Genomic DNA, 22,917 nt, shown 5'->3' with positions numbered 1-22,917 from the left:
ACTCGCGGAGGATGAAACGTGCAATCGTGCTTCTCCCGCTGGCCGCAACATTCGCGCTAGCGGGCTGCGGCGATTTCGCGCAATCACCGGACTACTACCCGCGAACGATCTCGTCCGGGTTCAACGATGAGTTCCGGTCGTGGATCAGCCAGGCAGCGGACCAGTGCGAGGCGATCACACCTTCGATCCTTGCGGCGCAGATCGAAGCTGAGAGCAGCTTCCGCACCGATGCGCTCAGCCCACGCGGAGCAATGGGGCCGTCTCAGTTCATTCCGGAAACGTGGGAAATCTGGGGCGTCGACGCGGACGGCGACGGTGTCGCCGATCCCTACAGCATCCCCGACGCCGTGACCGCTCAGGCCGCATTCATGTGCGACAACCACCGACGAGCCGCTGAAGGTGTCGCTGCGGGAACGCTGGAAGGTGACCCACTTGACCTCGCGCTCGCCGCTTACAACGCCGGATTCGGTGCCGTGCAGCGATCTGGCGGCCTGCCGGCCGGCGGCGAATACACGAGCGAAACGCAGCCGTACGTGGCGCGAATCCGCGAACGTGAAGCGGTCTATCTAAGCTCAGAGTGAGGACCAGCCCGCCTTATTCGCCTCACGGCGAGTGGCGCGACGCGGCTCCAGCCGAACGGTATTCCGCGAAGGCAATTCTGTTTGAGCCCGGGGGATACGACGGGCTGATCCAGCACTTCCAACAGTGAGACCCCGGGTTATATTCCGGGCACCGACACGAAGCGGAAACGACTCACCGCGTCGCCAGGATCACCTTGCCGGTCGCACGGCGTTCGTCGAGCGCACGCAACGCATCAGCCGCGCGGTCCAGCGCAACGACCTCACCCACTACCGGTGCCAGCGCACCCGACTCGAAATGCGGCGCCAACTCACGCCACTGCTCCTGGAGGTACCCGGGATTGCTCAGCCAGAAGGCACCCCAGCCAACACCAACAAGATCAATGTTGTTGAGGAGCAACCTGTTGACCCGGACAGAAGGGATTTCTCCCGCGGTGAAACCGATAACGAGGTGGCGGCCTTCCGCGCGAAGGCAGCGCAGCGAGTCGGTCATTCTGTCCCCACCGACGGGGTCCACCACAATGTCGACACCGGCAGGGAACCGTTCCTTCACCGCGTCCCGGAACCCGGCCGAGAGGATTGTGTGGTCAGCGCCCGCGTCACGTGCGACCGCTGCCTTTGAGTCAGATGAAACCACCGCGATGACCTCAGCCCCGAAAGCCTTCGCGACCTGGATTGCAGCCGTGCCGATGCCGCCGGCGGCGCCGTGAACCAGGACCTTCTCGCCCGCGGCGAGACGCCCGCGGCGCAGCAGCGCGAAGTGCACCGTCAGGTAATTCATCGGGATACCCGCGCCGGCCTCGAACGAGACGTTGTCCGCGAGCGGAAACACTACTGTGGGATCAACCGCGACGCGCTCCGCGAAGCCGCCCAGCCCTGGGAAGGCAGCCACCCGGTCCCCTGCCTTGAGCTGTGACCCATCAGGCGCGGTGACAACCACTCCCGCTACTTCGGATCCAGGTGTGAACGGGAGTGGGGGTTTGATCTGATAGAGACCACGCGTTTGAAGCACATCGGGGAAGGTCACGCCTGCTGCGTGGACATCGATCAGTACCTGATTTCCGGCTGCCTCGATATCAGCAACGTCCGCGATTTCGATCGCGTCCGGCCCGTCGAGGGTTGTCACCTGAACTGCTCGCATGTTCCACATCTACCAGGCGAGGCGAGAGCAATCGCGCACCTCCGTGATACCTGTCCATTCAGGTAGGCAGCACACCCTGCTATCAGCCTTCTTACTCGACCCTAAAGGAAGGCGTGACCAGCTGAAATTAGGCGTTCACTGAAGTAACGGAGTGAGGAGGATCACATGAACTCCCTTCAGTTGAACCAACTGGAAGACGGCATCGAACCAGACATCGAACTCAGCCATCGTGAGCGCCGACTGCTGCGCCTTGTGGCAGCGGGACGAGCCACCATGAGCTACAGCTGCGAGCCCGCCCTCTACATCGACGGGCGGTGCTTCTGCGACCAGTTCGCGGTGCATCGATTGACGGCGGCTGCGCTCATCCAGGCTGCACGCGTCGCCGAGCGGCACGAGATCGTGCCAGCGCAACTCACTCCGAATGGCTGGGCATACCTGCACAACGACATCCAGACGTCCCTGCCACCCGCCGCGTGAATCACCTGACCGATCGGATAGTGCGAGCCCATCCCTAGGGCTAAATCGCGATATCCAACCGAGCGGTTCTGGGACAAAACCATTCCCGCAGCTGTGATCGGCGTCATACGTTCACATCGCCCGCCGGCCAACACCACATCGACCCCTACGAAAGGTCCTGACATGCAGGTTGACGAACTCATCAAGCCGTTTCCCATCAAGGAATTCCACCCATTCCCGAGGGCGCTTCTGGGCCCCGGTGCGCACGAGATCATCGGACCTGAAGCTCTGAAGCTCGGCTTCAAGAAGGTTCTCGTCATGACGAGCGGGCTTCGCGGCACGGACATCGTTCCCAAGATCGTGGGATCGCTGGAATACCACGGACTCGAAGTCGTCCTCTACGACAAGGTCGAGTCAAACCCGAAGGATTACAACTCGATGGAGGGCGCGGCCCTCTACCAGCAACACGGGTGCGACAGCTTCGTCTCCATCGGTGGCGGTTCGTCCCACGACGCATGCAAGGGCGCGCGCATCTCCGTCGCACATGACGGCCGCAACGTCAACGAGTTCGAAGGCTTCAACAAGTCCGAGAACCCCAAGAACCCGCCGCACATCGCCGTCTCCACTACCGCTGGGACTGGCTCAGAAACGTCGTGGGCATACGTCATCACCGACACCACGACTGACCCCGACAACCCCCACAAGTATGTGGCTTTCGATGACGCGTGCGTACCGACCCTCGCGATCGACGACCCGGTGCTGTACTACGACTGCCCAACCGACTACACCGCGCAGTGCGGTTTCGACGTGCTGGCACACGGCTCGGAGCCATTCGTGTCGCGACTGAATTTCACTCCGTCGATGGGCAGCGCCCTGTACTCCATCAAGCTCGTCGCCGAGAACCTGCGCCTCGCAACGTGGAACGGGCAGGAACTCGAAGGCCGCCAGAACATGATGTACGCGCAGTACATCGCCGGCCAGGCCTTCAACTCCGGCGGCCTCGGCATCGTCCACTCCATTTCGCACGCGGTGTCCGCGTTCTACGACACGCACCACGGCTTGAACAACGCGATCGCGCTGCCCCGCGTGTGGGCGTTCAACATGCCGGTCGCATACAAGAAGTACGCGCAGATCGCAGGGGCGATGGGTGTCGACACCTACGGCATGACCGACGTACAGGCAGCCGATGCAGCACTCGCGGCAGCTATCCGACTGCTGCGTGACGTGGGAATTCCCGAAAAGTTCACCGATATCACGCAAGACACGTATTCGAAGAACCGCCTCGGCAAGGGGCCCACCAAGTTCTACGAGAACGCCAACGTCATCAAGGGCAACGACGAGGACATTGACCGCATCACTCGCCACGTTCTCGGTGACGCGTGCACGCCGGGCAACCCGAAGGAATGCACGTTCGAAACTGTGCGGCCAGTGGTCGAGCACAGCATGAACGGCGATCTGGACGACCTGCTCAGCTAACCCCAGAACCGGGCTGCGGGCGGACGCTGACTCCCCGCCCGCAGCCTGTTCCAACCGTGTAAGGGACGCCCCATGACCTTCGATGAACCCCATTTCGCCACCGTTGACGACGTGACAACCGCGCTCGAGTCGACCGGGTACATCGCGGACAAGCAGCTCGCGACAACCTTGTTCCTGCTGATGCGGCTCAGCAAGCCGCTGCTCATCGAAGGTCCTGCGGGCGTCGGCAAAACAGAGCTGGCGAAGTCACTCGCGGCGATCACTGGACGACGACTCGTTCGCCTGCAGTGCTACGAAGGCCAGGACGAAACCAAAGCACTGTACGAATGGGACTACGGCAAACAGTTGCTCTACACCCAGATCCTGCGCGACAAGATCGGCGAGATCATCGCAGACGCTGAGGATATCGAAACCGCTGTTGACCGGATCAGCGCGCAGGACAGCGTCTTCTTCTCGACCCGATTCTTGAGTTCCCGGCCGATCCTCGAGGCGGTACAGTCCGACGAACCGGTCGTGCTGCTCATCGATGAAGTGGATCGCGCCGACGAAGCGCTCGAAGCGGTACTACTCGAAATGCTCGGTGAATACCAGATCTCGATCCCGGAGCTTGGCACGATTCGTGCCCAGCACCCGCCAATGGTGATTCTGACCTCGAACAACACCCGCGATCTCGCTGAAGCCCTGAAGCGGCGCTGTCTGCACCTATTCGCGGACTACCCCACCGCCGAACGTGAACTCGAAATCGTCCGAACCAAGGAAACTGGCCTCGACGACGCGCTCGCAGAAAGCCTCGTTGAACTCGTACGCGGGCTGCGCAATCTCGACCTGCGGAAGGCGCCGAGCATCTCGGAAACCGTCGACTGGGCCAGGACTCTTGCAGTGCTGGGAGCCACGTCTCTTTCTGAGGAACTGCTGCGCGAGACCATGTCGGTTGTCGTCAAGTACGAGAAAGATCTGAAGGCCGCTCAGGCTGCGCTGCCCCATTTGCTCAACCCTGAAGTGCACCCCGTGCCTAGCCCAGCTGCCCCGGCGAACGGCCATCTCGTCGATTTCGATGACGGGCGCACCGTCCGGGCGCTGAAGGACCAGCCGGGGCGTTTCGCAGACGGGTATTACGGCACATCCAGCGCGTCCAGAACTTCCGCACCCGCGTCGGTGACCAGCAGCCAGGGTTCACGTTCGTTCGCCAGCCGCCGCGGAGCGAAGTGAGCGTCTGATGAATGCTTCGGTGCAGGCCTTCGCGGCAATCTTGCGGTCTCGGGGCATGCGCATCTCCGTACCTGATGTGCTCGATGCGATTCGCTGCGCGATGCAGCCCGGGATGCTCTCGGACCGCGAAACGTTGCGCTGCGCGCTGAAAGCCGCACTGCTCAAACAACAGCGGGATGCCCCGGAGTTCGATGAGGTATTCGATGCGTTCTTCGGTCTTGACGATGTGCGCCGTGATCCCGCCCGGCCCGAGTCAGTTGCCCTCACCGAGCAGACTGCCGACAGCGATGCCGCCACAGATGCGTCCGCACCGGCACACGCACCCTTTGTGCTCTCAGACGATGCTTCTGCGAGCCCGCTCGCGGAGGGCCCAGCGCCAGAGGACGTCCACAACTTCTTCGACACCGACGATCTTGCTTCTCGGCACAATCTCACTGAAGACGAGGGCATGATCGATCTGTCGTCTCCAAGTGACGAGATGGCCTTTTCACAGAACAACCAGGCTACGGGTGAAGCGGGTTTCCGGATCCAGCTGGACACTGACCGGCTGCACACTTCGGGCGCCGCAGGGCAATTGTCGGCGGCACAAGGCACAAGTGTCAGCACTGGCCTGAGCGCTGAAGAGACCGATGCACTGCTTGATTGGCTTGGCCCACAGCAGGATTCAAGCGGGGGTGAAGCAGCTGATATTCGTGGTGACTTTTCCGCTGCGCTGAAGCGTCACGCCGAGGCCCTTCTCGCCTTGCAACGCCCACGTGAAGACTGGCGCCGCAGTGCCGTCGAGCACATCGATGAGCAGCAGCAACGGGAGCTCGACCAGACGCTTCGGCGGCTCGCGCAGACAATACGTGGTGCTCCAACGCATCGCCGCACTGTCTCACGGCGAGGATGTATTCATGCCGCACGAACTATGCGGCGCAGCATGCGATTTGGAGGGGTCCCCTTCACGCCGGTAACGGTGTCGCGCCGCGATGACCGTGCACACCTCGTCGTGCTCGCGGATATCAGCCTGTCAGTCCGGGCGACTACGCGCTTCACACTCAATGTGCTCCATGGGCTTTCCGATCTGTTTCGGCAAGTACGCTCGTTCGTATTCGTTGCTGACGTCACCGAAACGACGGAGCTTTTCGCTGAGTATCGCGATGACGCACTCGGATTCATCATCGGTGGCGACGCAATCGATCTCGACGCGAACTCCGACTACGGGATGGTATTCCGGACGATGCTGTCCGAACACTCGTCTGCGATCAACCGGAAAACCACACTCCTGGTGCTCGGCGACGGGCGCAGCAATGGAAACGACCCTGGCGTCGCGGAATTCGAGGAATTGGCCCGGCGTGCCCGCGAAACTATCTGGCTCTCACCGGAGCCGCGCTACAGCTGGCGTCTCGGACACTCAGCGATGCCACAGTACGAGGACCTCTGCGACCGCGTACGGATAGTGCGCAATCTTCAGCAGCTCGAACATGTCGCGCTCGATCTCGCAGGGAAAGAAGGCCGGTAATGACGACATCGATAACCGACACCAGACACATCGATCCGCTGGCACCACAACGGCCATTTGAGTACGACGATGGTGTGATTCGCGTCTGCCATCTCGAGCACCGCTGGGGACGCAATGACTGCGCTCCGATGATCGCGCGGACACGGCACTTTCATGTGTGCACGGTGGCGGGCCGCCTTGAGATACGGCACTGGCTCGGCGCTGAGGAGATCGACAATGACCTCACAGGACTGTTGCTCGATGAACTCTTCACACCGGGTCTCCTCAGCGGTACCGACATGTTCGAGCGAGTGTTCACTGGAGTGGTTCGGTCCACAGTTCCTGACGCCCTGGGTGCGTGGAGCTCCTTCTACCGCAACACTATCCGCAAGGTTCGCGCATGCTGGCAACGCCCCGGGGCGGGCGGAGGCCAGATCTCCGACATGGCACCCGTGTATAGCCGCGCGCTGCGGCTCGTCCCGCCGGGCCACGTGCTCGACTTGGGCTCCTGTTTCGGCTTTTTTCCACTGCTGCTCGCGGAAACGGGACGGCATCACGTCACTGCCTCCGATGTTGTTGGCGGCAGCATGGAGTTGCTCAGCCAAGTCGTCAAAGAGCGCCGCGCGCAGCTCGACACATTGGTGTGCGACGCTGCATCGGTCCCGATGCCAGACAATTCGTTCGACACTGTCACCCTCTTGCACCTCATCGAGCACTTGCCGCATGACCATGCGCGCGCAGTAATTCATGAGGCAGTCCGGCTGGCTTCGAAGTGGGTGGTCATCGCGGTGCCATTCGAAGATGAACCAGACCCGGCGTACGGACACATCCAGGCGTTCAACATACGAGAACTCCGTGCCCTCGGACATGAGGCCGGACGACCGTTCACTGTGTCGGAGTACCACGGCGGCTGGCTGATACTCGACACCGAGTAATTGCCCTAAAGCAATGTAGCCAGAACCACCTCGCAGGTGGTTCTGGCTACATCGGCGGCTTCAGCCCGTCAGCTGTAGTCGTAGAAGCCCTTGCCAGCCTTCCGGCCGAGGCGTCCTGCCTCAACCATGCGGCGCAGCAGCGGCGGCGGCACGAGGTGCGGCTCACCGAATTCGTCGTACAGCGACTGCGCGGCCGCGAGCGTGACGTCGAGCCCCACCATGTCGATCAGGGTGAGTGGGCCCATCGAGTAGCCCGCGCCTGCCTTCATCGCGGCATCGATGTCTTCCTTGCTGGCGTATCCAGTTTCCAGCATCCGCACAGCCGAAGTCAGATATGGAATCAGTAGCGCGTTGACGATGAAGCCAGCCCGGTCACCGACACGCACAACGGTTTTGTTCAGCACGTCCTTCGCGTAGTTGAAGACAGCGTCAGTGGTCGATTCGTCAGTGCTAAGCGCCTCGACGATTTCCACGAGCGGCATCAGCGGGACTGGGTTGAAGAAGTGCATTCCGACGACCTGGCCGGGTCGCTGCGTCGCCTGTGCCATCTTGATGACGGGGATCGACGAGGTGTTTGTCGCGAGGATGCCCTCGGGCTTCACTACCTTGTCGAGCTTCGCGAAGATTTCGGTCTTCAGCGACTCGATTTCCGGGGCCGCCTCGATGACGAGGTCCCGGTCGGCGAGTTCTTCCACCTCAAGGGTGACACCGATGCGAGTCAGGGTCGCATCCGCCTCTTCCTGGCTGCGCTTTCCTGCTTTGACGCTGCGCGCAATCGACTTCTCGAGCCGCGTCACCGCAGCGTCCGCGAAATCCTGCTTGGTCTCGAGGATGAGGACCTCGCTACCTGCTGCGGCACAGACCTCCGCGATGCCTGCACCCATGGTGCCGCCACCGATGACTCCGATTTTCTGCACTGACGCTCCTGTCGTTCGATTCTGGCTGGCGCACATCGTGCTCACCCAAGGATTCACAATTGACGAGACAAGTACAACTGGGAGTTTGTCCCGTTTCTGGGCAGCTCGCGTCAGCGCAGAAGCGCGCGGGACATGACCATGCGCTGGATCTGGTTGGTGCCCTCGTAGATCTGGGTGATCTTGGCGTCACGCATCATACGTTCGACCGGGAAGTCCGTGGTGAAGCCTGCGCCGCCGAAGAGCTGCACGGCGTCAGTGGTGACCTCCATCGCCACGTCAGAAGCGAAGCACTTCGCGGCGGCGGAAATGAAGCCGAGGTTCGCCTCGCCTCGCTCCGCGCGCGCTGCCGAGCTGTACACCATCAGACGGGCCGCTTCGATTTTCATCGCCATGTCGGCGAGCATGAACTGCACACTCTGGAAGTTGCTGATCGACTGACCGAACTGCTTGCGATCCTTGGTGTAATCGATTGCCGCGTCCAGCGCCCCCTGCGCGATACCGACGGCTTGTGCGCCGATCGTGGGGCGGGTGTGGTCGAGAGTCTGCAGCGCGGTCTTGAACCCGGTGCCGGGCTCGCCGATGATCCGGTCCCCAGGGACGCGGCAGTTCTCGAAGTACAGCTCCGCCGTTGGGGAACCTTTGATGCCGAGCTTCTTTTCTTTCGGCCCGACTGTGAAGCCTTCGTCGTTTTCGTGAACCATGAACGCCGAGATTCCGTTTGCACCCTTCTCCGGGTCAGTCACGGCCATCACGGTGTACCACGAGGATTTGCCGCCATTGGTGATCCAGCATTTCGACCCGTTGATGATCCAGTCGTCGCCGTCTTGCTTCGCGCGGGTCCGCATTGATGCGGCATCGGAGCCAGCCTCACGCTCGGAGAGGGCGTACGAGGCCATCGCCTCCCCGGAGGCGAGCTGCGGCAGGACCTGCTTCTTGAGTTCTTCAGAGCCCTTCAGGATGAGGCCCATCGTGCCGAGTTTGTTGACCGCAGGAATCAGCGATGACGAGCCGCACACACGGGCAACTTCTTCGATAACGATGCACGTAGCAACCGAGTCTGCACCCTGGCCGCCGTACTCCTCGGGTACATGTACTGCGTTGAAGCCACTAGCGGTCAGCGCCGATAGCGCTTCCTCAGGGAACCTGGAGTACTCATCGACATCCTTCGCATACGGGGCGATCTCCTTTTCCGACAGCGCTCGGATCGCCGCGCGAAGCTCGTCATGCTCCTCGTTCAGCTTGTAGAGGTCAAAATCGGGGTTGCCAGCCATAATGCGGATTCACTCCCTCGTGTGCGGCACTCAGTGCCAGTACAGCTACCACTAGCCAGTGAAACACGGCACTCAGTGCCAGTCAAGGGGTTCGTCAGCGGCCGTCGCTCCCGAGCTGGCGGCGAACAGCGTCGGCAATCACGTCTGCCGGGGTGCCCGCGGGGAACTTCGCCACCACAACCTCCTGATCGGTGCCACTGCCTGGCGCGACACCGTAAGTCGTGCGCAGGTCCGCGAGAGCCACATCAAGAGCTTCGACCGTCGCATCCGCATCGCCTCGAATCATCGCGCGCAGGAGATAGTTGTGGCACGCGGTGACAGCCGCGGCATAACCGACGATCTTGAGCACACCCTCATCAGGCCGTGCCTCACGCAAATAATCGATGAAAATCCGTTCATAACTGTGGACCGTCACAAGCTCGCGGTCACGCAGCGCGGGCACAAGCTGGACGACGCGATATCGCCGTAGCGAAAGGTCCCGGCTCTCCCGAAAGTGCGTAAAGACCAGCCTCGCGGCGTCACAGATCGCTGCCCACGGATCTTGGTGACCCATGGCGAGATACTGCTTCACCTCATCAAGCAGTTGCTCATGGTCGGCGAAGATCACGTCTTCTTTCGACCGGAACTGCCGAAAGAACGTTCGCCGCGAAATGCCCGCAGCCGCAGCGATCTCGTCGACCGTCGTCGCCTCATACCCGCCTTCAGCAAAGCGATCGATCGCCTCAGCAACGACCCGCACACGAAAGCGTCCAGGTACGTCGTCACGTTCAGTCATGCGTGCAAGTATCACACCGCCGCGTTCGGCCACCAGAAAATCCATCGGCGCAAGTCATGGGAACTGCCCAATCTTGGCCGTTTTACCTGACCTCCGCTGATGGATTCCGGAGGGGATTGACGGGCTAGTGCGACTCGGCATGCACTGGAGCTGCCGACGCCGCTCGCATGAGCGCGTAGTGCAGCGCGGCGCCGATCGCCGCACCGATCAGCCATGCGAAACCTGTCAGTTCCTCCAGCGCGGGTACCCACACCGTGGAAACGGAGAACACCCCTGCGACACCGAAAGCACCCAGGGCCTTAAGGTTCCAGCCCCTGGTGAAGTAGTACGACCCATCTACAGCCGTCGAGTACAGGTGCTGCACGCGAAGCTTCTGCTTCCGGATCAGGTAATAGTCGACAACCATGATGCCGTAGAGCGGAGCGAGCACCGCCCCCAGCGTATCGACGAATCGCGCTACTCCCATATCGCTGATCAGCGCCACCCACAGCGCACCAATGAAGAAGGCAATCGATGCTGTGATGATTCCACCGATCTTGAAGCTGATCCTTGATGGAACCATGTTGGCAAGGTCATAAGCCGGTGGTATGAAATTGGCGACGAGATTGATTCCGACAGTTGCAGCGAAGAACGTAAGCGCGGCAATTATCGTCAGCCACACATTATCGACGCGCTCGACAATGTCCGCCGGGTTGGTGAGGGCTTCCCCGTAGAGCACGCCCGTCCCCGCGGTAATGACGAGGGCGATGAACGAGAAAAATGCAAGGCTGACGGGGAGACCGAGAAGATTCCCCAGTCTCATCCCTCGTTCAGTTTTCACAAATCGTGAGAAGTCGCCGTAGTTGATGATGACTGCAGCGAAGTAGGCGACCATCGTGCCGACGACCGCGCTGAAAGCGCTGATACCGCCGCCTTCACCTCCGGCGAAAATGTCACCGAGACCGCCGAGCAGACCACCGCCAGCCTCAACCCAGATCGCGATCATCAGTGCGACCATCACGATGTAGACCGCAGGCGCCGCCCAGTTGAGATATCGGGTAATCCAGTCGATGCCTTTGAGGAATAGCGCTACCTGGAAGACGGCAACAATGACGTACGACAACCAGCCGACAGGTGACATTCCAAGGAACGAAGCGGTGCCGTCGTACCCGCTCACCGCAGTGATCAGCAGCGCCACTGCGGTGGAGGCAAAATACGTCTGCACGCCGTACCAGAAGATCGCAACGATACCGCGTACGAGCGCCGGGAATTGCGCACCGTGCACCCCCATACTGGCCCTGGCCATGACCGGATAGGGAATGCCGTACTTCACGCTGGGCTTCCCCGTCAGGTTCACCAGCACCATGACGATAAATCCCGCGAGAACTATTCCCGCCATCACCCACCAGCCGTTCAGTCCGGAGGTGATGAAGAGCGTGGCAGCAAGGGTGTAGCCGAAGAGGCTCTGAATATCGTTAGACCACACATTGAAGATCTCAAACGCACCCCAGCGGCGCTTGGCATGGGAAAGCGGTGCCAGGTCGTCGTTGTAGAGCGCGGGGTTCTTTTCCGCAATGAGAAGCGGATCAGGAGCAGGTATTGCCGCAGCTGACGTGGCTGGATTTGACATGAAGAGAACGCTACAAGCTGGGTGTTTCGGGTGAATTGCACGTAGAATATATCCGACGGCTTCTGGTGCGTCACGTTACCTTGCGTGTGCGTCCAGTGAATTTTCTGTAACGCGCCCTCTCAGCTTCTTTCCGTGGGAATTCCCCGGTGTACCGTTCCCTTCCATCCGGTTTACCGGATTCGTTCTTACAAATTTGCTAAGCCAAGCGAGGCTGCCATGTCCAATAGATCCGATTCGCAAGTCACAGCAACACCCGAAATAGATGCGCCGAGAAAATCGTTCCAGGTCCCACACATCTACATCATCCTTTTCGGCTTCATCGCGCTGGCGTCCGCGGCCACCTACTTCGTACCGGGCGGCACCTACGAACGCGTCGACGGACCGGATGGCCGCATCACCATTGACCCGGACTCGTTCCAGTTCATCGATTCGAACCCGATCGGCTTCACCGACTTCATGCTCGCGATCCCCCAGGGGCTCATGAGCGCAGGCGAAGTCGTGTTCTTCACGCTGATGATCGGTGGTGTCTTCATGGTGCTGCGCGCCACCGGCATTATTGAACTCGGCGTCGACAAGCTATCCCGCAGGTTCGCGAGCCGAAGCCTTGTCATGATCGCGCTTCTGATGATCCTTTTCAGCATCATCGCGACGCTCATTGGTACACAGGAACTCTCGCTCGTTTATGTGCCAGTCATCCTCCCGCTGATCATTGCGCTGCGGTACGACTCAGTGACCGCTGCGGCGATCGCCCTGTGCGCCACGACAGCTGGGTTCGCGTCCGGGGTGCTGAATCCGATCAATACAGGTCTCGGCCAGCAGCTTGCAGGGTTGCCGCTGTACTCAGGGTGGGCGCTGCGCGCGACCATCCTCGTCGCGACCCTCTCCACTGCCATCTTCTTCGTGATCAGGTACGCGCGGAAGGTGCGGAGCAATCCCGAGCTCAGCCTCCTCGCCGGGGACGCACTCGAGGCGAGTAAACGTGAAGAGTTCCACCAGCACACTCTCGACGAAGGAAGTCCCGTCGCGTCACTGCGGCAGAAACTCGCGTCCGCTGCCACTCTGGGCTTCTTCGCACTGCTGGTTTACGGCGTTCTGCAGCAAGGCTGGTTCATGATGGAGATGGCCGGGCTGTTCATTCTCATGGGCATCGTCGTCGGCCTCATCGCCGGTCTCGGCGGTACCGATATCTGTGAGGCTTTCAATCGAGGATTCCGTGAAGTACTCGTCGGAGCACTCATCGCGGGTGTCGCGCGCGGAGTCGCGGTCGTCCTAGAGAACGGCGAAATCCTCGACACCATCGTGCATGGGCTCGGGAATCTTGTAGGCGGCCTCCCCGTCGTCCTGGCAGCAGTGGGGATGTTCTTCGCGCAGTTGCTGTTCAACTTCATAGTTCCTTCAGGCAGCGGACAAGCACTGGTCACGATGCCGATCATGGCGCCGCTATCGGATGTCCTGGACGTGACGCGGCAGACCGCAGTTCTTGCCTACCAGCTTGGTGACGGCTTCGGAAACATTCTGTTCCCGACATCTGGGTACTTCATGGCAACCCTCGCCATCGCAGGTGTGCCATGGCAGAAGTGGGTGCGCTTCTTCTTCCCGCTGTTTCTGACGTGGATGGGAATCGGGCTCGGATTCCTGGTGTTTGCGCAGATTTCGGGCTGGTCGTGAGCTAAATCAGCCCGAGCTTGCTCGCCTCGTACACGGCCTCAGCACGGCTGGATGCACCCAGTTTGCGCATAATATTGCGCACATGGAACTTGACGGTGGTTTCTGAAATAAACAATGCACCACCGATATCCCTGTTGCTCATGCCGTGTGCGAGGTGTTCGAGCACTCGCTGCTCCCGTTCAGTCAGCGTGGGTTCGGTAGATGCTGTACGGATGGATCGAACCATCACCGATGCGGACCGGGCGTCAAAAGCGCTTTCGTTACGGGAAACCGCACGGATGGACGTCACCAGTTCCGTGGTGTCGACGTCTTTGAGGACGTAACCTTTGGCTCCGCGATGGATTGCGTCGAGCACCAGTGCGTCGTCGAGGAATGTTGTCAGGACCAGCACGCCTGTCTGTGGATACCGGGCAACGAGTTCCGAACACACCTCTAGGCCCTCGGTGTCCGAGCCTGTCGAGAGTTTGAGGTCGAGCAGCACGATATCGGGTCTGGCCCGCTCGACAATGGCGATCGCCTCAGACGCGGTCGCCGCTTCCCCGACCACGCGCATGTCAGCTTCTCGCTCCAGGATGGACCGGAGACCCTGGCGGACGATGGCGTGGTCGTCCACGAGGACGATCTTCAGTGCGCCTCGCGCTTGTCCCCCTGCCGGTACGTGCTCCTGCTGGCGTTGCATGGCGTGCATTGTTACGCCCTCTCGTCCGGCGACAACCCAGAAAGTGGAAGTGGAACATCAAGTAGCACGGTAATTCCCCCGAGCGGCGAGCGGCGGATCATCAGCGTTCCGCCGAGGTCCTGCGCACGCGCGAGCATGTTCGCGAGTCCACGGTGCGCGCCCGCTAGATCCGTCGTTTCGGCTAATCGCAACATCCGGCGCAGATTGACTGGATCACCATTGCCATCGTCCGAAACAGATAACGCAATCTTGTTCTCGCGATAGTTCAGCCGCACTACCGCCTGCGTTGCGTTGGTGTGCGCGACAGTGTTGAACAGCGCCTCGCCGGTAATTCGGAGAATCGCATGCTCCGCCTCCCCTGGGAGTGGGATCGGCGCACCCCGCACCACAACCCGGACTTTCACATCACTGGGCAGATGCACTGTCGATAATCGTTCGAGCATGTCCGGCAGCGATCCGAGGCACTCGTCCGGACCGTGATGCAGCGCGTAGATGGCCGCCCGCAAACGTTCAACTGCTTTCCGCGTGAGACCTTTTGCCGCGGTTAACCGTTCGAGCAGCCCGCTAGTATCCGTTTCGTCGTCAAGAAGCTGTGCTCGGCACAATTCGATCGTCATGCCAGCAGACAGCACGTCTTGCGCGACACTGTCATGCAACTCGCGTGCGATGCGGTGGCGTTCGTAATCGAGGGCTTGCGCTTGCATCGCTTCGATCAGGCGCCGGTGCGTTTCGGCGAGTTCAGCTTCACGGGCCGCGAGATCACGGTCCTTTTGCGCTGCCGCCTCGGACAATTGCTCTGTGCGTCCGCGCAGCTTCGTCGTCGAATGCAGAAGATACGAGTTGTGCATGGCGACAGCCGCATGGTTGGCAAGGACCCGGAGGATAGCCAAATCCGTGTCCGACACCAACACATGTCTTGCGGGGAGACCAGCGATGCCGCCGACATACTCACCGTCAAGAGTCATGCCGACACGAACAACACCGTCCGCACCGGTGTAGTCCTCCGCCTCCCATGGGCGGGCCCGCAGCACTTCGGCATGCTCGACCGTGACGGGACCGCCTGATTCTTCTTTGATTTCCCCACCGGAGAGCAATAGCTGACGTGGTCGCGCAGCTTTCAGCGCACCGTCAGCGAGCACGACGACTACCCAATCGGCCTGCAGATGTTCACTCGCCGCGATCAGTATCGCTTCGATCAGCGCACGGGGGCCTTCCGTGGTGCGCACCAGCGCCCGAGAAATACTGTCGAGCGCGCGCACCGCATTTTCGAGGCGCTCGGCCGAGCGCAAGTACTCCGGGTAGAAGGAACGTTTCCCAGACCGGACGCCTGTCAGGGCGCCGAGGTCCGCCTCAGAACGTCCGTAGCCACCTGTGGGGCCGGCGATGGTCATAGCTGGCCTTCCTTACAGGGCTTCACGGAACAGCGCAGCAACCTGCGCTTCATCAGCTTCACGGGGATTCGTCGCAAGGCACGCGTCGTGCAACGTCGTGCGCGCCAGGATCGGAATGTCCGACTCTCGAACACCAAGTGCAGCAAGACCTTTCGGCACACCCACGTCATCGGCGAGCTTACGCACGCGGTCAGCGAGAACGTCCGCCACCCGGCCCGCCGTCATATCATCGGTGTCGATTCCCACCGCTCTGGCTAGGGGCGTGAAGCGCTCCGGTGCAACTCCCGCATTGAACCTGATTCCGTGCGGAAGCAAGATGCCATTGAGCACCCCGTGCGGGGCATCCAGCAGACCCCCAACTTGGTGACTCATCGCATGCACGATGCCGAGGATCGCATTCGTAAACGCCATGCCCGCCTCGAGCGCACCTTGTGCCATCGCGATCCGCGGTTCAGCTCGGCGCCGGTGGACCATCGTCTCGCCGAGATTCTGCGTAATCAGCCTGGCCGCGTGCAGCGCGTGCAAGTCCGTCAGGCGATTGTGGGCTCGCGAGGTGAATGCTTCGATCGCGTGAGTGAGTGCGTCGAGGCCAGTCGCAGCGTTGAGCTCATCCGGCATGGTGATCAGCAGACGTGGGTCGACCACTGTGATGTCCGGAACAAGTGTCCGGCTGATGATGGTGACCTTGACGTGCTCCGTGGTATCCGTGATCACTGCGAATTGGGAAACGTCAGCACCCGTCCCCGACGTGGAAGGGGCCATCACCAATGGTGGGATGGGCTTCACGACGCGGTCCACACCGGCGTACGAGAGTATGTTGCCGCCGTTGCGCGCGAGAATCGCCACCGCTTTCGCAGCGTCGATGCACGAGCCGCCCCCAACCGCCACGATGACATCGCAGCCGCTTTCTTCGTAATGATGGAACGCCTTGTCAACCTCATAGTCTTTCGGGTTCGGCGTGATGCCAGTCCACAAAGTCGGATGCAGGCCAGCGCGTTCGAGGTGGTCGAACGCTTCGTCGACCCAGCCGGCCTGCTCAATCCCGGGATCCGAAATGAGGAAGGGTCGCCGAGCGCCCACTCGAAGGGCGGCGTGCCCTAGTTCGGCGAGCGCTCCCGGACCGAACACAATCTCCGGAGTGTGAAACTTCGCAAGCTGCGGGGCGCACGCGTCACTGTGCAACTGCCCCGGACCGGCCAAATCAGAGTGCACCTGCACGTCACCCTGCGCCAGATCAGTGAAGATCTGCGCATTCTCCGTCCACCGCCGTGACGCGGCTAGTGCGGGTTCGGGCGCGTGTATCACGAGTACTCCTCCGCTAGATGGACCGTCACTTATCTCAGCGTAGTCGCATTGTGACGGCCGCCACACCGCCCGCAGGTGGAGGTGGTACCTACCCGATCGGATAGGTACTGGACGGGGCATTCGGGGTCGGCCCCGTCCATCCGGATAGTTCATTGTCAGCGATCGGACGGTTCTCCCCGTTTCCCCTTCCGTCGTCGCCACCAAGACATTTACCTTCGACGTCAGCAGTGATCCACATCACCCTTAGGAGAAGATCGTGAGCACGTCGAACATCAACCCCGCCAGCGAAACCTCCACGGACGACTCAGGCTTCACGTCTGAGGACCTGCTCGTCGAGGAGGTGTCCATCGATGGAATGTGCGGCGTCTACTGAGACCGAACGTGGAGCTGAAGCGTTCGATCCCCACTCGCGCTACGCACTATCCGCGTCAGTATCGGTTCGTCCCGAACCCTTTGGAGCGCTTCTCTACGACTTCCACACCCGCCGCCTGGCCTTCCTGAAGTCACCACAACTCGTGACCGTCGTACGCACTTTGCACAACCACAGCTCGGTGCATGCCGCGCTCAGTTCCGCAGGAGTGCACACAGAGGATCAGCCTCACTATCTGCACGCACTAGCCGGCCTTGCGGCGACAGGAACCATCACCAATGAAGGGCACGCGCGATGAGACTCGTCGAGCATTTCAAAGAGGGACTTGATGCCCCCATCTGTCTGACCTGGGAATTGACCTACGCTTGCAACCTCTCATGCACGCACTGCCTGTCAGCCTCCGGAAAGCGCGACCCACGCGAACTGACGACGGCCGAATGCAAGGCCGTCATCGATGAACTTGAGCGCATGCAGGTTTTCTACGTCAACATTGGCGGCGGTGAACCGACTGTCCGCCCGGACTTCTGGGAGCTGCTCGACTACGCGATCGACCACCACGTGGGGGTGAAGTTCTCCACGAACGGCGTTCGTATTACGCCGGACCGTGCCCGGCAGCTCGCGGCGACTGACTACGTCGATATTCAGATTTCGATTGACGGCGCGACGGCTGAAGTGAACGATGCCGTACGCGGTCCAGGGTCATTCGCCACAGCCATGCGCGCTATGGAGAACCTTGCCGACGCGGGATTCACTGGCTTCAAAATTTCCGTGGTCATGACCCGGCACAACGTGTCGCAGCTCGACGAGTTCAAAGCAATTGCGGACAAGTTCGACGCCCAGCTTCGGATCACGAGGCTGCGCCCATCCGGCCGCGGTGCTGATGTGTGGGACGACCTGCACCCCACGGCTGAACAACAGCTTCGAATCTATGAGTGGCTCCTCGATCACGGTGAGGACGTCCTGACAGGTGATTCATTCTTCCACCTGAATGCTCTCGGTTCGAGCCCGCTGCCTGGACTGAACTTGTGTGGCGCCGGCCGAGTCGTGTGCCTCATCGATCCGGTAGGTGACGTGTACGCGTGTCCCTTCGCGATTCACTCCGAGTTCCTCGCCGGGAACGTCCGTGAGGAAGGCGGGTTCGCATCCGTTTGGCGTACGTCTGAGCTCTTCGAACAACTACGGCAGCCTCAGACAGGTGGTGTCTGCAAGTCCTGCCCAGCATTCGATGCATGCCAGGGCGGCTGTATGGCCGCCAAGTTCTTCACCGGCCTGCCGTTAGATGGGCCAGATCCTGAATGCGTCCGCGGCAATGGTGAACTCGCGCTGGCAGCAGTGGGGTCCCGGTCAATTCCCCGTCCCGAAAAAGATCACACGCACACGGCGAGACGAAAGGGAGTGCAACTTGGCATGCCGTTGGCGCCTCGCAAATCCGTTCCCGACCGGCCGTGTAATGCCAGCCCACTCGCTGGCCTCACCTGACCGGCCTGACCACACGTAGCCTCGAAAGGAACATCATGGCCAGCAGCAAGGAGTGGTTCGAAACCATCGCCGAAGCTCAGCAGCGCGCGAAGAAGCAGGTCCCCAAGTCGGTATATCTCGCTTTACTCGCGGGCTCCGAGCGCGGAGTCACTCTCAAAGACAACGTCGATGCGTTCGGTGAGCTCGGATTTCGCCCACACATCGCTGACCTGCCGCCACATCGTGAACAGTCGACCACAGTGCTGGGTCAGGACATCTCGCTTCCCGTCCTCATCTCCCCAACGGGTGTGCAGGCCATTAACCCGGACGGCGAACTGGCGGTAGCACGCGCGTCGGCTGCGGCCGGCACCGCTATGGGACTGAGCTCGTTCGCGAGCAAACCCGTAGAAGATGTCGTCGCGGCGAATCCAAAGACGTTCTACCAGGCTTACTGGATGGGAGGACGCGACGTCCTCAGTACGCGACTCGACCGGGCGAAGCGAGCTGGGGCGAAAGGACTGATCGTCACGCTCGACTGGACGTTCGCGACAGGGCGCGACTGGGGCAGCCCCGCGCTTCCTGAGCGCCTCGATTTCAGGACGATGATGAAGTTCGCACCCCAAGCGATACAGCGTCCCCGCTGGCTCTCGCGTTTCGTTCGCAGCGGCGCGCTGCCCGACCTCACCGCCCCCAACCTCGCTGAACCTGGCGAACCAGGCCCCACCTTCTTCGGCGCGTACTACGAATGGATGCAAACACCGTCACCTACCTGGGCTGACCTCGCCTGGCTGCGCGACCAATGGGATGGGCCGCTGATGATCAAAGGAATCATGCACCCCGATGACGCGCGCCGCGCGGTCGATATCGGAGCCAGCGCGATCTCGGTCTCAAATCATGGTGGCAACAATCTTGACAGCACGCCTGCATCGATCCGGGCGCTACCGGGCATCGCAGAAGCCGTCGGGGACCAGATCGAAATCGTCCTCGACGGCGGTATACGACGCGGGAGCGACGTCGTCAAGGCTGTTGCGCTGGGCGCACGCGCAGTCATGATCGGCCGGGCCTACCTGTGGGGCATGGCAGCCAACGGTGAGAGAGGTGTCAATAATGTGATCGAACTTCTGCGGGCCGGGATAGATTCCGCGCTCCTCGGCCTCGGGAAGTCGTCAATCCACGAACTCACGCCAGACGACATCGTCATCCCGGCCAACTTCACGCGCGGGATGTGACCAAGCGGAAAATCTAGCGACCGCTACCGCTATTTCTCACCGGAAGGTGGTGACGCGGAGTCGTCCTTTTCTTCTTTCTTGAACTGCTGGGTGAGGATCCGAGTGCCCTTCCCCGCAGCGTTCGTCGCGATGTCAGTACTGCCCTTGATGATCTTGCCGATGCCACCGGACACGTTCCCCTTGAGCGTGTCAGCGGCTCCCTCGACGATCTCTCCGGACTTATCAAGGGAGGTTTGGGCGATGTGCTTCATCGCGTCGACCGTGTTCGTAGGTTCTGGGCGTTCCTTCTTCTCCTCGGCCATAATCGGCCTCCCGTCTTCGATTTGTGATGCAGACCACACTACATGGGCCGACTGCGGTGTACCCGCATGCAGCGTCCCGTAAACTCCGGGGCAGCCGCCCGGCCAGTCCCACTCCCAAACAGCGGAGGAAAAATGCCACCCATCATGGTTTTCGATCTATCTACGCTCGGCGCAGAGCAGTTGGGCTTTCCTCCGTCTGATCTGTACGCGGCCATCATCGACGGCCTGCTCGCAGTATCCGTGTTCGTCAATGACGTCACTGGCGGAGCGTTTAATCTGCCAGTTTTCTGATAAACACCCCAAAAAGCGGTGTTGCGCCGGCTACCTCTTAACCGGCGCAACACCTTGGGAGACGACGGGCGTCGAGCGCTGGGAGGGTTACCCGTCGTTTTGTGAGCTGATAACTACTGGCTCGGCTCAGGCAGGATACATTCCTCGACCTCCGGGTTAACGCCGAAGTAGTTGAGCGGGCCCGCGATCACAGTGACCGCGAGGGTGCTGATCCCCGGACAATTCTCTGGGGTGTCGGTATACAATCCCCGCTGCCCCGCGGCGATTGCGCCGATAATCAGCCAAATGAGCGCGATGGTAAGAATTAGCCCTCCGCCACGCATGGCAACGACCTTTCTGTCGAGGACTCCTCAGCTCAGCACACTGGGATCCGAATCTCGCGTCAATACCAGTACTTGCGTCCACCGATTGGGCGCCCGATCGCGCCGAGCAGAGCGAGTATCGCACCTATGACGAGCAGCACGATACCGATTGTCCACAAAATCTGAATACCGGCCAGCCAGCCGATAATCAGAAGAATCAAGCCGAGTGCAATCATCTTTCGTCCCCTTTCAGGGCATCTTTCGCATCCTTGAAGGCATCGGTCACTTTGTCCTTTGCCTGCTTCGCCTTGGCGCTCGCCTTCTCACTGGCACCTTCGCCTTGCAGGTCTCTGTCGTCAGTGTGCTTGCCGACTTTCTGCTTGGCCTCGCCGGAGAGTTCCTCGGCCTTGTGTTTCAGCCTGTCGGTGAAATCAGCCATCAGCTCACTCCTTCGATCTCAGACCGCTGCACTCCCGGCTGTGTGACGGGCGCTAATCAGCGGCAATAGCAGGGTTCCCAAAAAGATCGTTTTTATACCTCACGCATCTAACGGACCCCTGCCCTCCGAGGACGTTTGCCTATCGTGGGTGTCTGGAAGCACGTCCGCCTTCACTGCCGCGTTTTTACGCCACAGCAACGCTCCCGCGACGAACAACACCACCGCAGCGACTCCGCCAGCCACTGCGCCACCAGTGACCGAGTTTGCAGCCGCCACCAGGGCTAGCGCTAGTGCAATAACTGCAGCACCTATCAGAAGAAAGGCAATGTTGCCGAAAGGCGCTCTGCTGCTACGGTCGCTCATCACTTACCTCCTCTCCACACCCCACCGCGAAAGGAATACCCCGCTGTCGACAGCGTCAAACATAGTGCGCTCATTCGGAATCAGTAATACGTTCCCGAATCAGCCGCATAGCCTTATCGAGCAGGCGAGACACGTGCACCTGGGAGATTTCAAATCGCTGAGCAATCTGGCTCTGAGTCTGCTGTTCGATGAAACGAAGCCGCATCATCTCGCGCTCTCGTTCAGGAAGTTCGGCAATCGCAGGTAACAAAAGCTGTTGATCATCAACAGTTTCGAGTCGCTCATCATTGATGCCGATGCGTTCCCACCGGCCTGCGGCGGAACCGTCATCGTTCGGGTCAGCGTCGAGAGGCACGAGGTGTGATGTCGCGGCAGCCGCGATAGCTTCAGCCACATCCCCGAATGATTCGCCCAGTTCGGCTGCGATTTCGCTGGTAGTCACCGATCGGCCAAGCCTTTGCGTCAATTCTGGGGTTGCCGCGGCGATCTGCGCACGAAGTTCTTGCAGTCTCCGCGGCAATCGGATCGCTGAAGAACTGTCACGGAAATAGCGTCGAACCTCCCCCATGATGGTCGGCACAGCGAATGCGAGGAACTCGGAATTGCGCTCCGCATCGAACCGTTCCACCGCGTTCACCAAACCGAGTCGAGCAACCTGAAGAAGGTCTTCCGGGTCTTCACCGCGGCCCGCGAAACGTCGGGCGATGTTCTGAGCGAGCGGAAGGCAGCGCACGATGATTTTGTCGCGCAACTCACCATGATCCGGTGTATTTTCAGGAATCGCCGAAAGTTCCCTCAATAGCGGGACGACGTCGGCGTAATCGTCGTTCGTCACCCTTTGACGCCACACTTCCGCTTCTGCAACTCGATGACTGACGTACCTGCACTATCGCCGCCCGAAATCGCACCGGCCGGGAGGGAACGGACGACTGCGGAATCCGTCAGAGCCTCGATAATGTGCCAGCCAAGTCCCGACCTTTGCAGGTCAGAATTGCCGCTCGGGGTGACGCCTGCTGTGACGGTCACACCCTCGTCCGTTGAAACAAACACACAATGAACTTCGCCATCTTCAGAAGCAGTAGCGATGAGCTGGGTACAGGCCTCGTCCACGGCCATCCGCAGATCCTCAACGGAGTCACCGTCGAAATCCGCGCGCGTCATGACGGCCACAGTGACTAGACGAGCAAGAGAAAGCTGAGTCAGGGTTGCCGGGAAACGCAGCTCCACTCGTTCCTCGGCGTTGTGGTCAAACCCCACGCCGTCGGTCATA

27 protein-coding genes are annotated in these 22,917 nt (G+C 60.7%); 12 read left to right on the top strand and 15 right to left on the bottom strand.

Annotated features, from left to right (window positions below; translation table 11 throughout):
- Positions 1-11 precede the first annotated feature (11 nt).
- Positions 12-581 (top strand): lytic transglycosylase domain-containing protein, encoded by a 570-nt coding sequence (locus FHU29_RS13990; RefSeq protein ID WP_157094868.1) that lies wholly within the window; start codon positions 12-14, stop codon positions 579-581.
- Positions 582-753: 172 nt separating this feature from the next.
- Here FHU29_RS13990 and FHU29_RS13985 read toward each other — a convergent pair whose 3' ends face one another.
- Positions 754-1,719: an NADPH:quinone oxidoreductase family protein gene (locus tag FHU29_RS13985; RefSeq protein ID WP_064438697.1), complete on the bottom strand. Its 966-nt coding sequence runs from the start codon at positions 1,717-1,719 to the stop codon at positions 754-756.
- A gap of 165 nt (positions 1,720-1,884) precedes the next feature.
- On the opposite strand from FHU29_RS13985, the gene FHU29_RS13980 reads away from it, so the two are divergent.
- The 5 genes from FHU29_RS13980 to mftM all read left to right on the top strand — a co-directional run bounded on the left by FHU29_RS13980 (position 1,885) and on the right by mftM (position 7,278).
- The gene (locus tag FHU29_RS13980; protein WP_064438535.1) at positions 1,885-2,196 is read left to right on the top strand and encodes a hypothetical protein; all 312 of its coding nucleotides are present in this window, start codon (positions 1,885-1,887) and stop codon (positions 2,194-2,196) included.
- A gap of 162 nt (positions 2,197-2,358) precedes the next feature.
- Positions 2,359-3,651, top strand: a complete 1,293-nt coding sequence (mdo, locus tag FHU29_RS13975) for an NDMA-dependent methanol dehydrogenase (RefSeq protein WP_064438536.1) — start codon at positions 2,359-2,361, stop codon at positions 3,649-3,651.
- Between the two features lie 72 nt (positions 3,652-3,723).
- Positions 3,724-4,860: an AAA family ATPase gene (locus FHU29_RS13970; RefSeq protein ID WP_064438537.1), complete on the top strand. Its 1,137-nt coding sequence runs from the start codon at positions 3,724-3,726 to the stop codon at positions 4,858-4,860.
- Positions 4,861-4,867: 7 nt separating this feature from the next.
- Complete coding sequence (locus tag FHU29_RS13965) at positions 4,868-6,364, top strand: VWA domain-containing protein (protein WP_064438538.1); 1,497 nt, start codon at positions 4,868-4,870, stop codon at positions 6,362-6,364.
- A complete protein-coding gene (gene mftM / locus FHU29_RS13960) occupies positions 6,364-7,278 on the top strand; it encodes a mycofactocin oligosaccharide methyltransferase MftM (RefSeq protein WP_064438539.1) in 915 nt (304 codons plus the stop codon). The genes FHU29_RS13965 and mftM overlap by 1 nt, the downstream gene beginning before the upstream one ends.
- A gap of 68 nt (positions 7,279-7,346) precedes the next feature.
- Here mftM and FHU29_RS13955 read toward each other — a convergent pair whose 3' ends face one another.
- From FHU29_RS13955 to FHU29_RS13940, 4 genes are all read right to left on the bottom strand, one after another.
- The gene (locus tag FHU29_RS13955) at positions 7,347-8,195 is read right to left on the bottom strand and encodes a 3-hydroxybutyryl-CoA dehydrogenase (protein ID WP_064438540.1); all 849 of its coding nucleotides are present in this window, start codon (positions 8,193-8,195) and stop codon (positions 7,347-7,349) included.
- A gap of 110 nt (positions 8,196-8,305) precedes the next feature.
- Positions 8,306-9,466, bottom strand: a complete 1,161-nt coding sequence (locus tag FHU29_RS13950; protein WP_064438541.1) for an acyl-CoA dehydrogenase — start codon at positions 9,464-9,466, stop codon at positions 8,306-8,308.
- Positions 9,467-9,560: 94 nt separating this feature from the next.
- Positions 9,561-10,241, bottom strand: a complete 681-nt coding sequence (locus FHU29_RS13945; RefSeq protein ID WP_064438698.1) for a TetR family transcriptional regulator — start codon at positions 10,239-10,241, stop codon at positions 9,561-9,563.
- Between the two features lie 124 nt (positions 10,242-10,365).
- Positions 10,366-11,850, bottom strand: a complete 1,485-nt coding sequence (locus FHU29_RS13940) for an NCS1 family nucleobase:cation symporter-1 (RefSeq protein ID WP_064438542.1) — start codon at positions 11,848-11,850, stop codon at positions 10,366-10,368.
- Between the two features lie 216 nt (positions 11,851-12,066).
- Here FHU29_RS13940 and FHU29_RS13935 point away from each other — a divergent pair, with 216 nt between their 5' ends.
- Positions 12,067-13,518 carry a YfcC family protein gene (locus FHU29_RS13935; RefSeq protein WP_064438543.1) on the top strand — a complete coding sequence of 484 codons (1,452 nt, stop codon included), beginning with the start codon at positions 12,067-12,069 and terminating at the stop codon, positions 13,516-13,518.
- Position 13,519: 1 nt separating this feature from the next.
- Here the strand turns inward: FHU29_RS13935 and FHU29_RS13930 are convergent, their stop codons facing one another.
- The 3 genes from FHU29_RS13930 to FHU29_RS13920 are packed head-to-tail and all read right to left on the bottom strand — an operon-like array spanning position 13,520 to position 16,800.
- Positions 13,520-14,206 (bottom strand): MadR family response regulator transcription factor, encoded by a 687-nt coding sequence (locus FHU29_RS13930; RefSeq protein WP_064438544.1) that lies wholly within the window; start codon positions 14,204-14,206, stop codon positions 13,520-13,522.
- A gap of 2 nt (positions 14,207-14,208) precedes the next feature.
- Positions 14,209-15,588, bottom strand: a complete 1,380-nt coding sequence (locus FHU29_RS13925) for a MadS family sensor histidine kinase (RefSeq protein WP_064438545.1) — start codon at positions 15,586-15,588, stop codon at positions 14,209-14,211.
- A gap of 12 nt (positions 15,589-15,600) precedes the next feature.
- On the bottom strand, positions 15,601-16,800 hold the full coding sequence (locus FHU29_RS13920) for an iron-containing alcohol dehydrogenase (protein WP_423785878.1): 1,200 nt from the start codon (positions 16,798-16,800) through the stop codon (positions 15,601-15,603).
- Between the two features lie 349 nt (positions 16,801-17,149).
- Between FHU29_RS13920 and mftA the strand changes: the two genes are divergently transcribed.
- From mftA to mftD, 4 genes are read left to right on the top strand one after another with little or no spacing between them, the layout of a single operon-like run.
- The gene (gene mftA, locus FHU29_RS23280; protein ID WP_064438546.1) at positions 17,150-17,266 is read left to right on the top strand and encodes a mycofactocin precursor MftA; all 117 of its coding nucleotides are present in this window, start codon (positions 17,150-17,152) and stop codon (positions 17,264-17,266) included.
- Positions 17,244-17,561 carry a mycofactocin biosynthesis chaperone MftB gene (gene mftB, locus FHU29_RS13910; RefSeq protein ID WP_064438547.1) on the top strand — a complete coding sequence of 106 codons (318 nt, stop codon included), beginning with the start codon at positions 17,244-17,246 and terminating at the stop codon, positions 17,559-17,561. Before mftA ends, mftB begins: the two co-directional genes overlap by 23 nt.
- The gene (mftC, locus tag FHU29_RS13905; protein ID WP_064438548.1) at positions 17,558-18,742 is read left to right on the top strand and encodes a mycofactocin radical SAM maturase; all 1,185 of its coding nucleotides are present in this window, start codon (positions 17,558-17,560) and stop codon (positions 18,740-18,742) included. Before mftB ends, mftC begins: the two co-directional genes overlap by 4 nt.
- Before the next feature lie 35 nt (positions 18,743-18,777).
- The gene (mftD, locus tag FHU29_RS13900; RefSeq protein ID WP_064438549.1) at positions 18,778-19,950 is read left to right on the top strand and encodes a pre-mycofactocin synthase MftD; all 1,173 of its coding nucleotides are present in this window, start codon (positions 18,778-18,780) and stop codon (positions 19,948-19,950) included.
- A gap of 29 nt (positions 19,951-19,979) precedes the next feature.
- On the opposite strand, the gene FHU29_RS13895 is transcribed toward mftD, so the two are convergent.
- Positions 19,980-20,252 carry an Rv1893 family protein gene (locus FHU29_RS13895; protein WP_064438550.1) on the bottom strand — a complete coding sequence of 91 codons (273 nt, stop codon included), beginning with the start codon at positions 20,250-20,252 and terminating at the stop codon, positions 19,980-19,982.
- A 132-nt stretch (positions 20,253-20,384) separates the two neighbouring features.
- Here FHU29_RS13895 and FHU29_RS13890 point away from each other — a divergent pair, with 132 nt between their 5' ends.
- Positions 20,385-20,543: a hypothetical protein gene (locus FHU29_RS13890; protein ID WP_157094870.1), complete on the top strand. Its 159-nt coding sequence runs from the start codon at positions 20,385-20,387 to the stop codon at positions 20,541-20,543.
- A 113-nt stretch (positions 20,544-20,656) separates the two neighbouring features.
- On the opposite strand, the gene FHU29_RS13885 is transcribed toward FHU29_RS13890, so the two are convergent.
- The 6 genes from FHU29_RS13885 to FHU29_RS13860 all read right to left on the bottom strand — a co-directional run bounded on the left by FHU29_RS13885 (position 20,657) and on the right by FHU29_RS13860 (position 22,916).
- Positions 20,657-20,866 (bottom strand): hypothetical protein, encoded by a 210-nt coding sequence (locus FHU29_RS13885; RefSeq protein ID WP_064438551.1) that lies wholly within the window; start codon positions 20,864-20,866, stop codon positions 20,657-20,659.
- Positions 20,867-20,925: 59 nt separating this feature from the next.
- Positions 20,926-21,081 (bottom strand): DUF6131 family protein, encoded by a 156-nt coding sequence (locus FHU29_RS13880; protein ID WP_183377563.1) that lies wholly within the window; start codon positions 21,079-21,081, stop codon positions 20,926-20,928.
- Entirely contained in the window at positions 21,078-21,284 is a 207-nt protein-coding gene (locus FHU29_RS13875; protein ID WP_064438552.1) for a CsbD family protein, read from the bottom strand. The genes FHU29_RS13880 and FHU29_RS13875 overlap by 4 nt, the downstream gene beginning before the upstream one ends.
- Before the next feature lie 99 nt (positions 21,285-21,383).
- Entirely contained in the window at positions 21,384-21,647 is a 264-nt protein-coding gene (locus FHU29_RS13870) for a hypothetical protein (protein ID WP_064438553.1), read from the bottom strand.
- 70 nt (positions 21,648-21,717) lie between these two features.
- Positions 21,718-22,482 carry a SigB/SigF/SigG family RNA polymerase sigma factor gene (locus FHU29_RS13865; RefSeq protein WP_083962082.1) on the bottom strand — a complete coding sequence of 255 codons (765 nt, stop codon included), beginning with the start codon at positions 22,480-22,482 and terminating at the stop codon, positions 21,718-21,720.
- Positions 22,479-22,916, bottom strand: coding sequence for an ATP-binding protein (locus FHU29_RS13860; protein WP_064438555.1), 438 nt, complete (start codon positions 22,914-22,916; stop codon positions 22,479-22,481). The genes FHU29_RS13865 and FHU29_RS13860 overlap by 4 nt, the downstream gene beginning before the upstream one ends.
- Between the last annotated feature and the right edge of the window lies 1 nt (position 22,917).

Origin of the sequence: Hoyosella altamirensis (genome assembly GCF_014191505.1) — a bacterium.
Lineage (GTDB): Bacteria > Actinomycetota > Actinomycetes > Mycobacteriales > Mycobacteriaceae > Hoyosella > Hoyosella altamirensis.
Note: the sequence above shows the minus strand (reverse complement) of the source record. Positions and strands in the feature narration are given on the sequence as shown.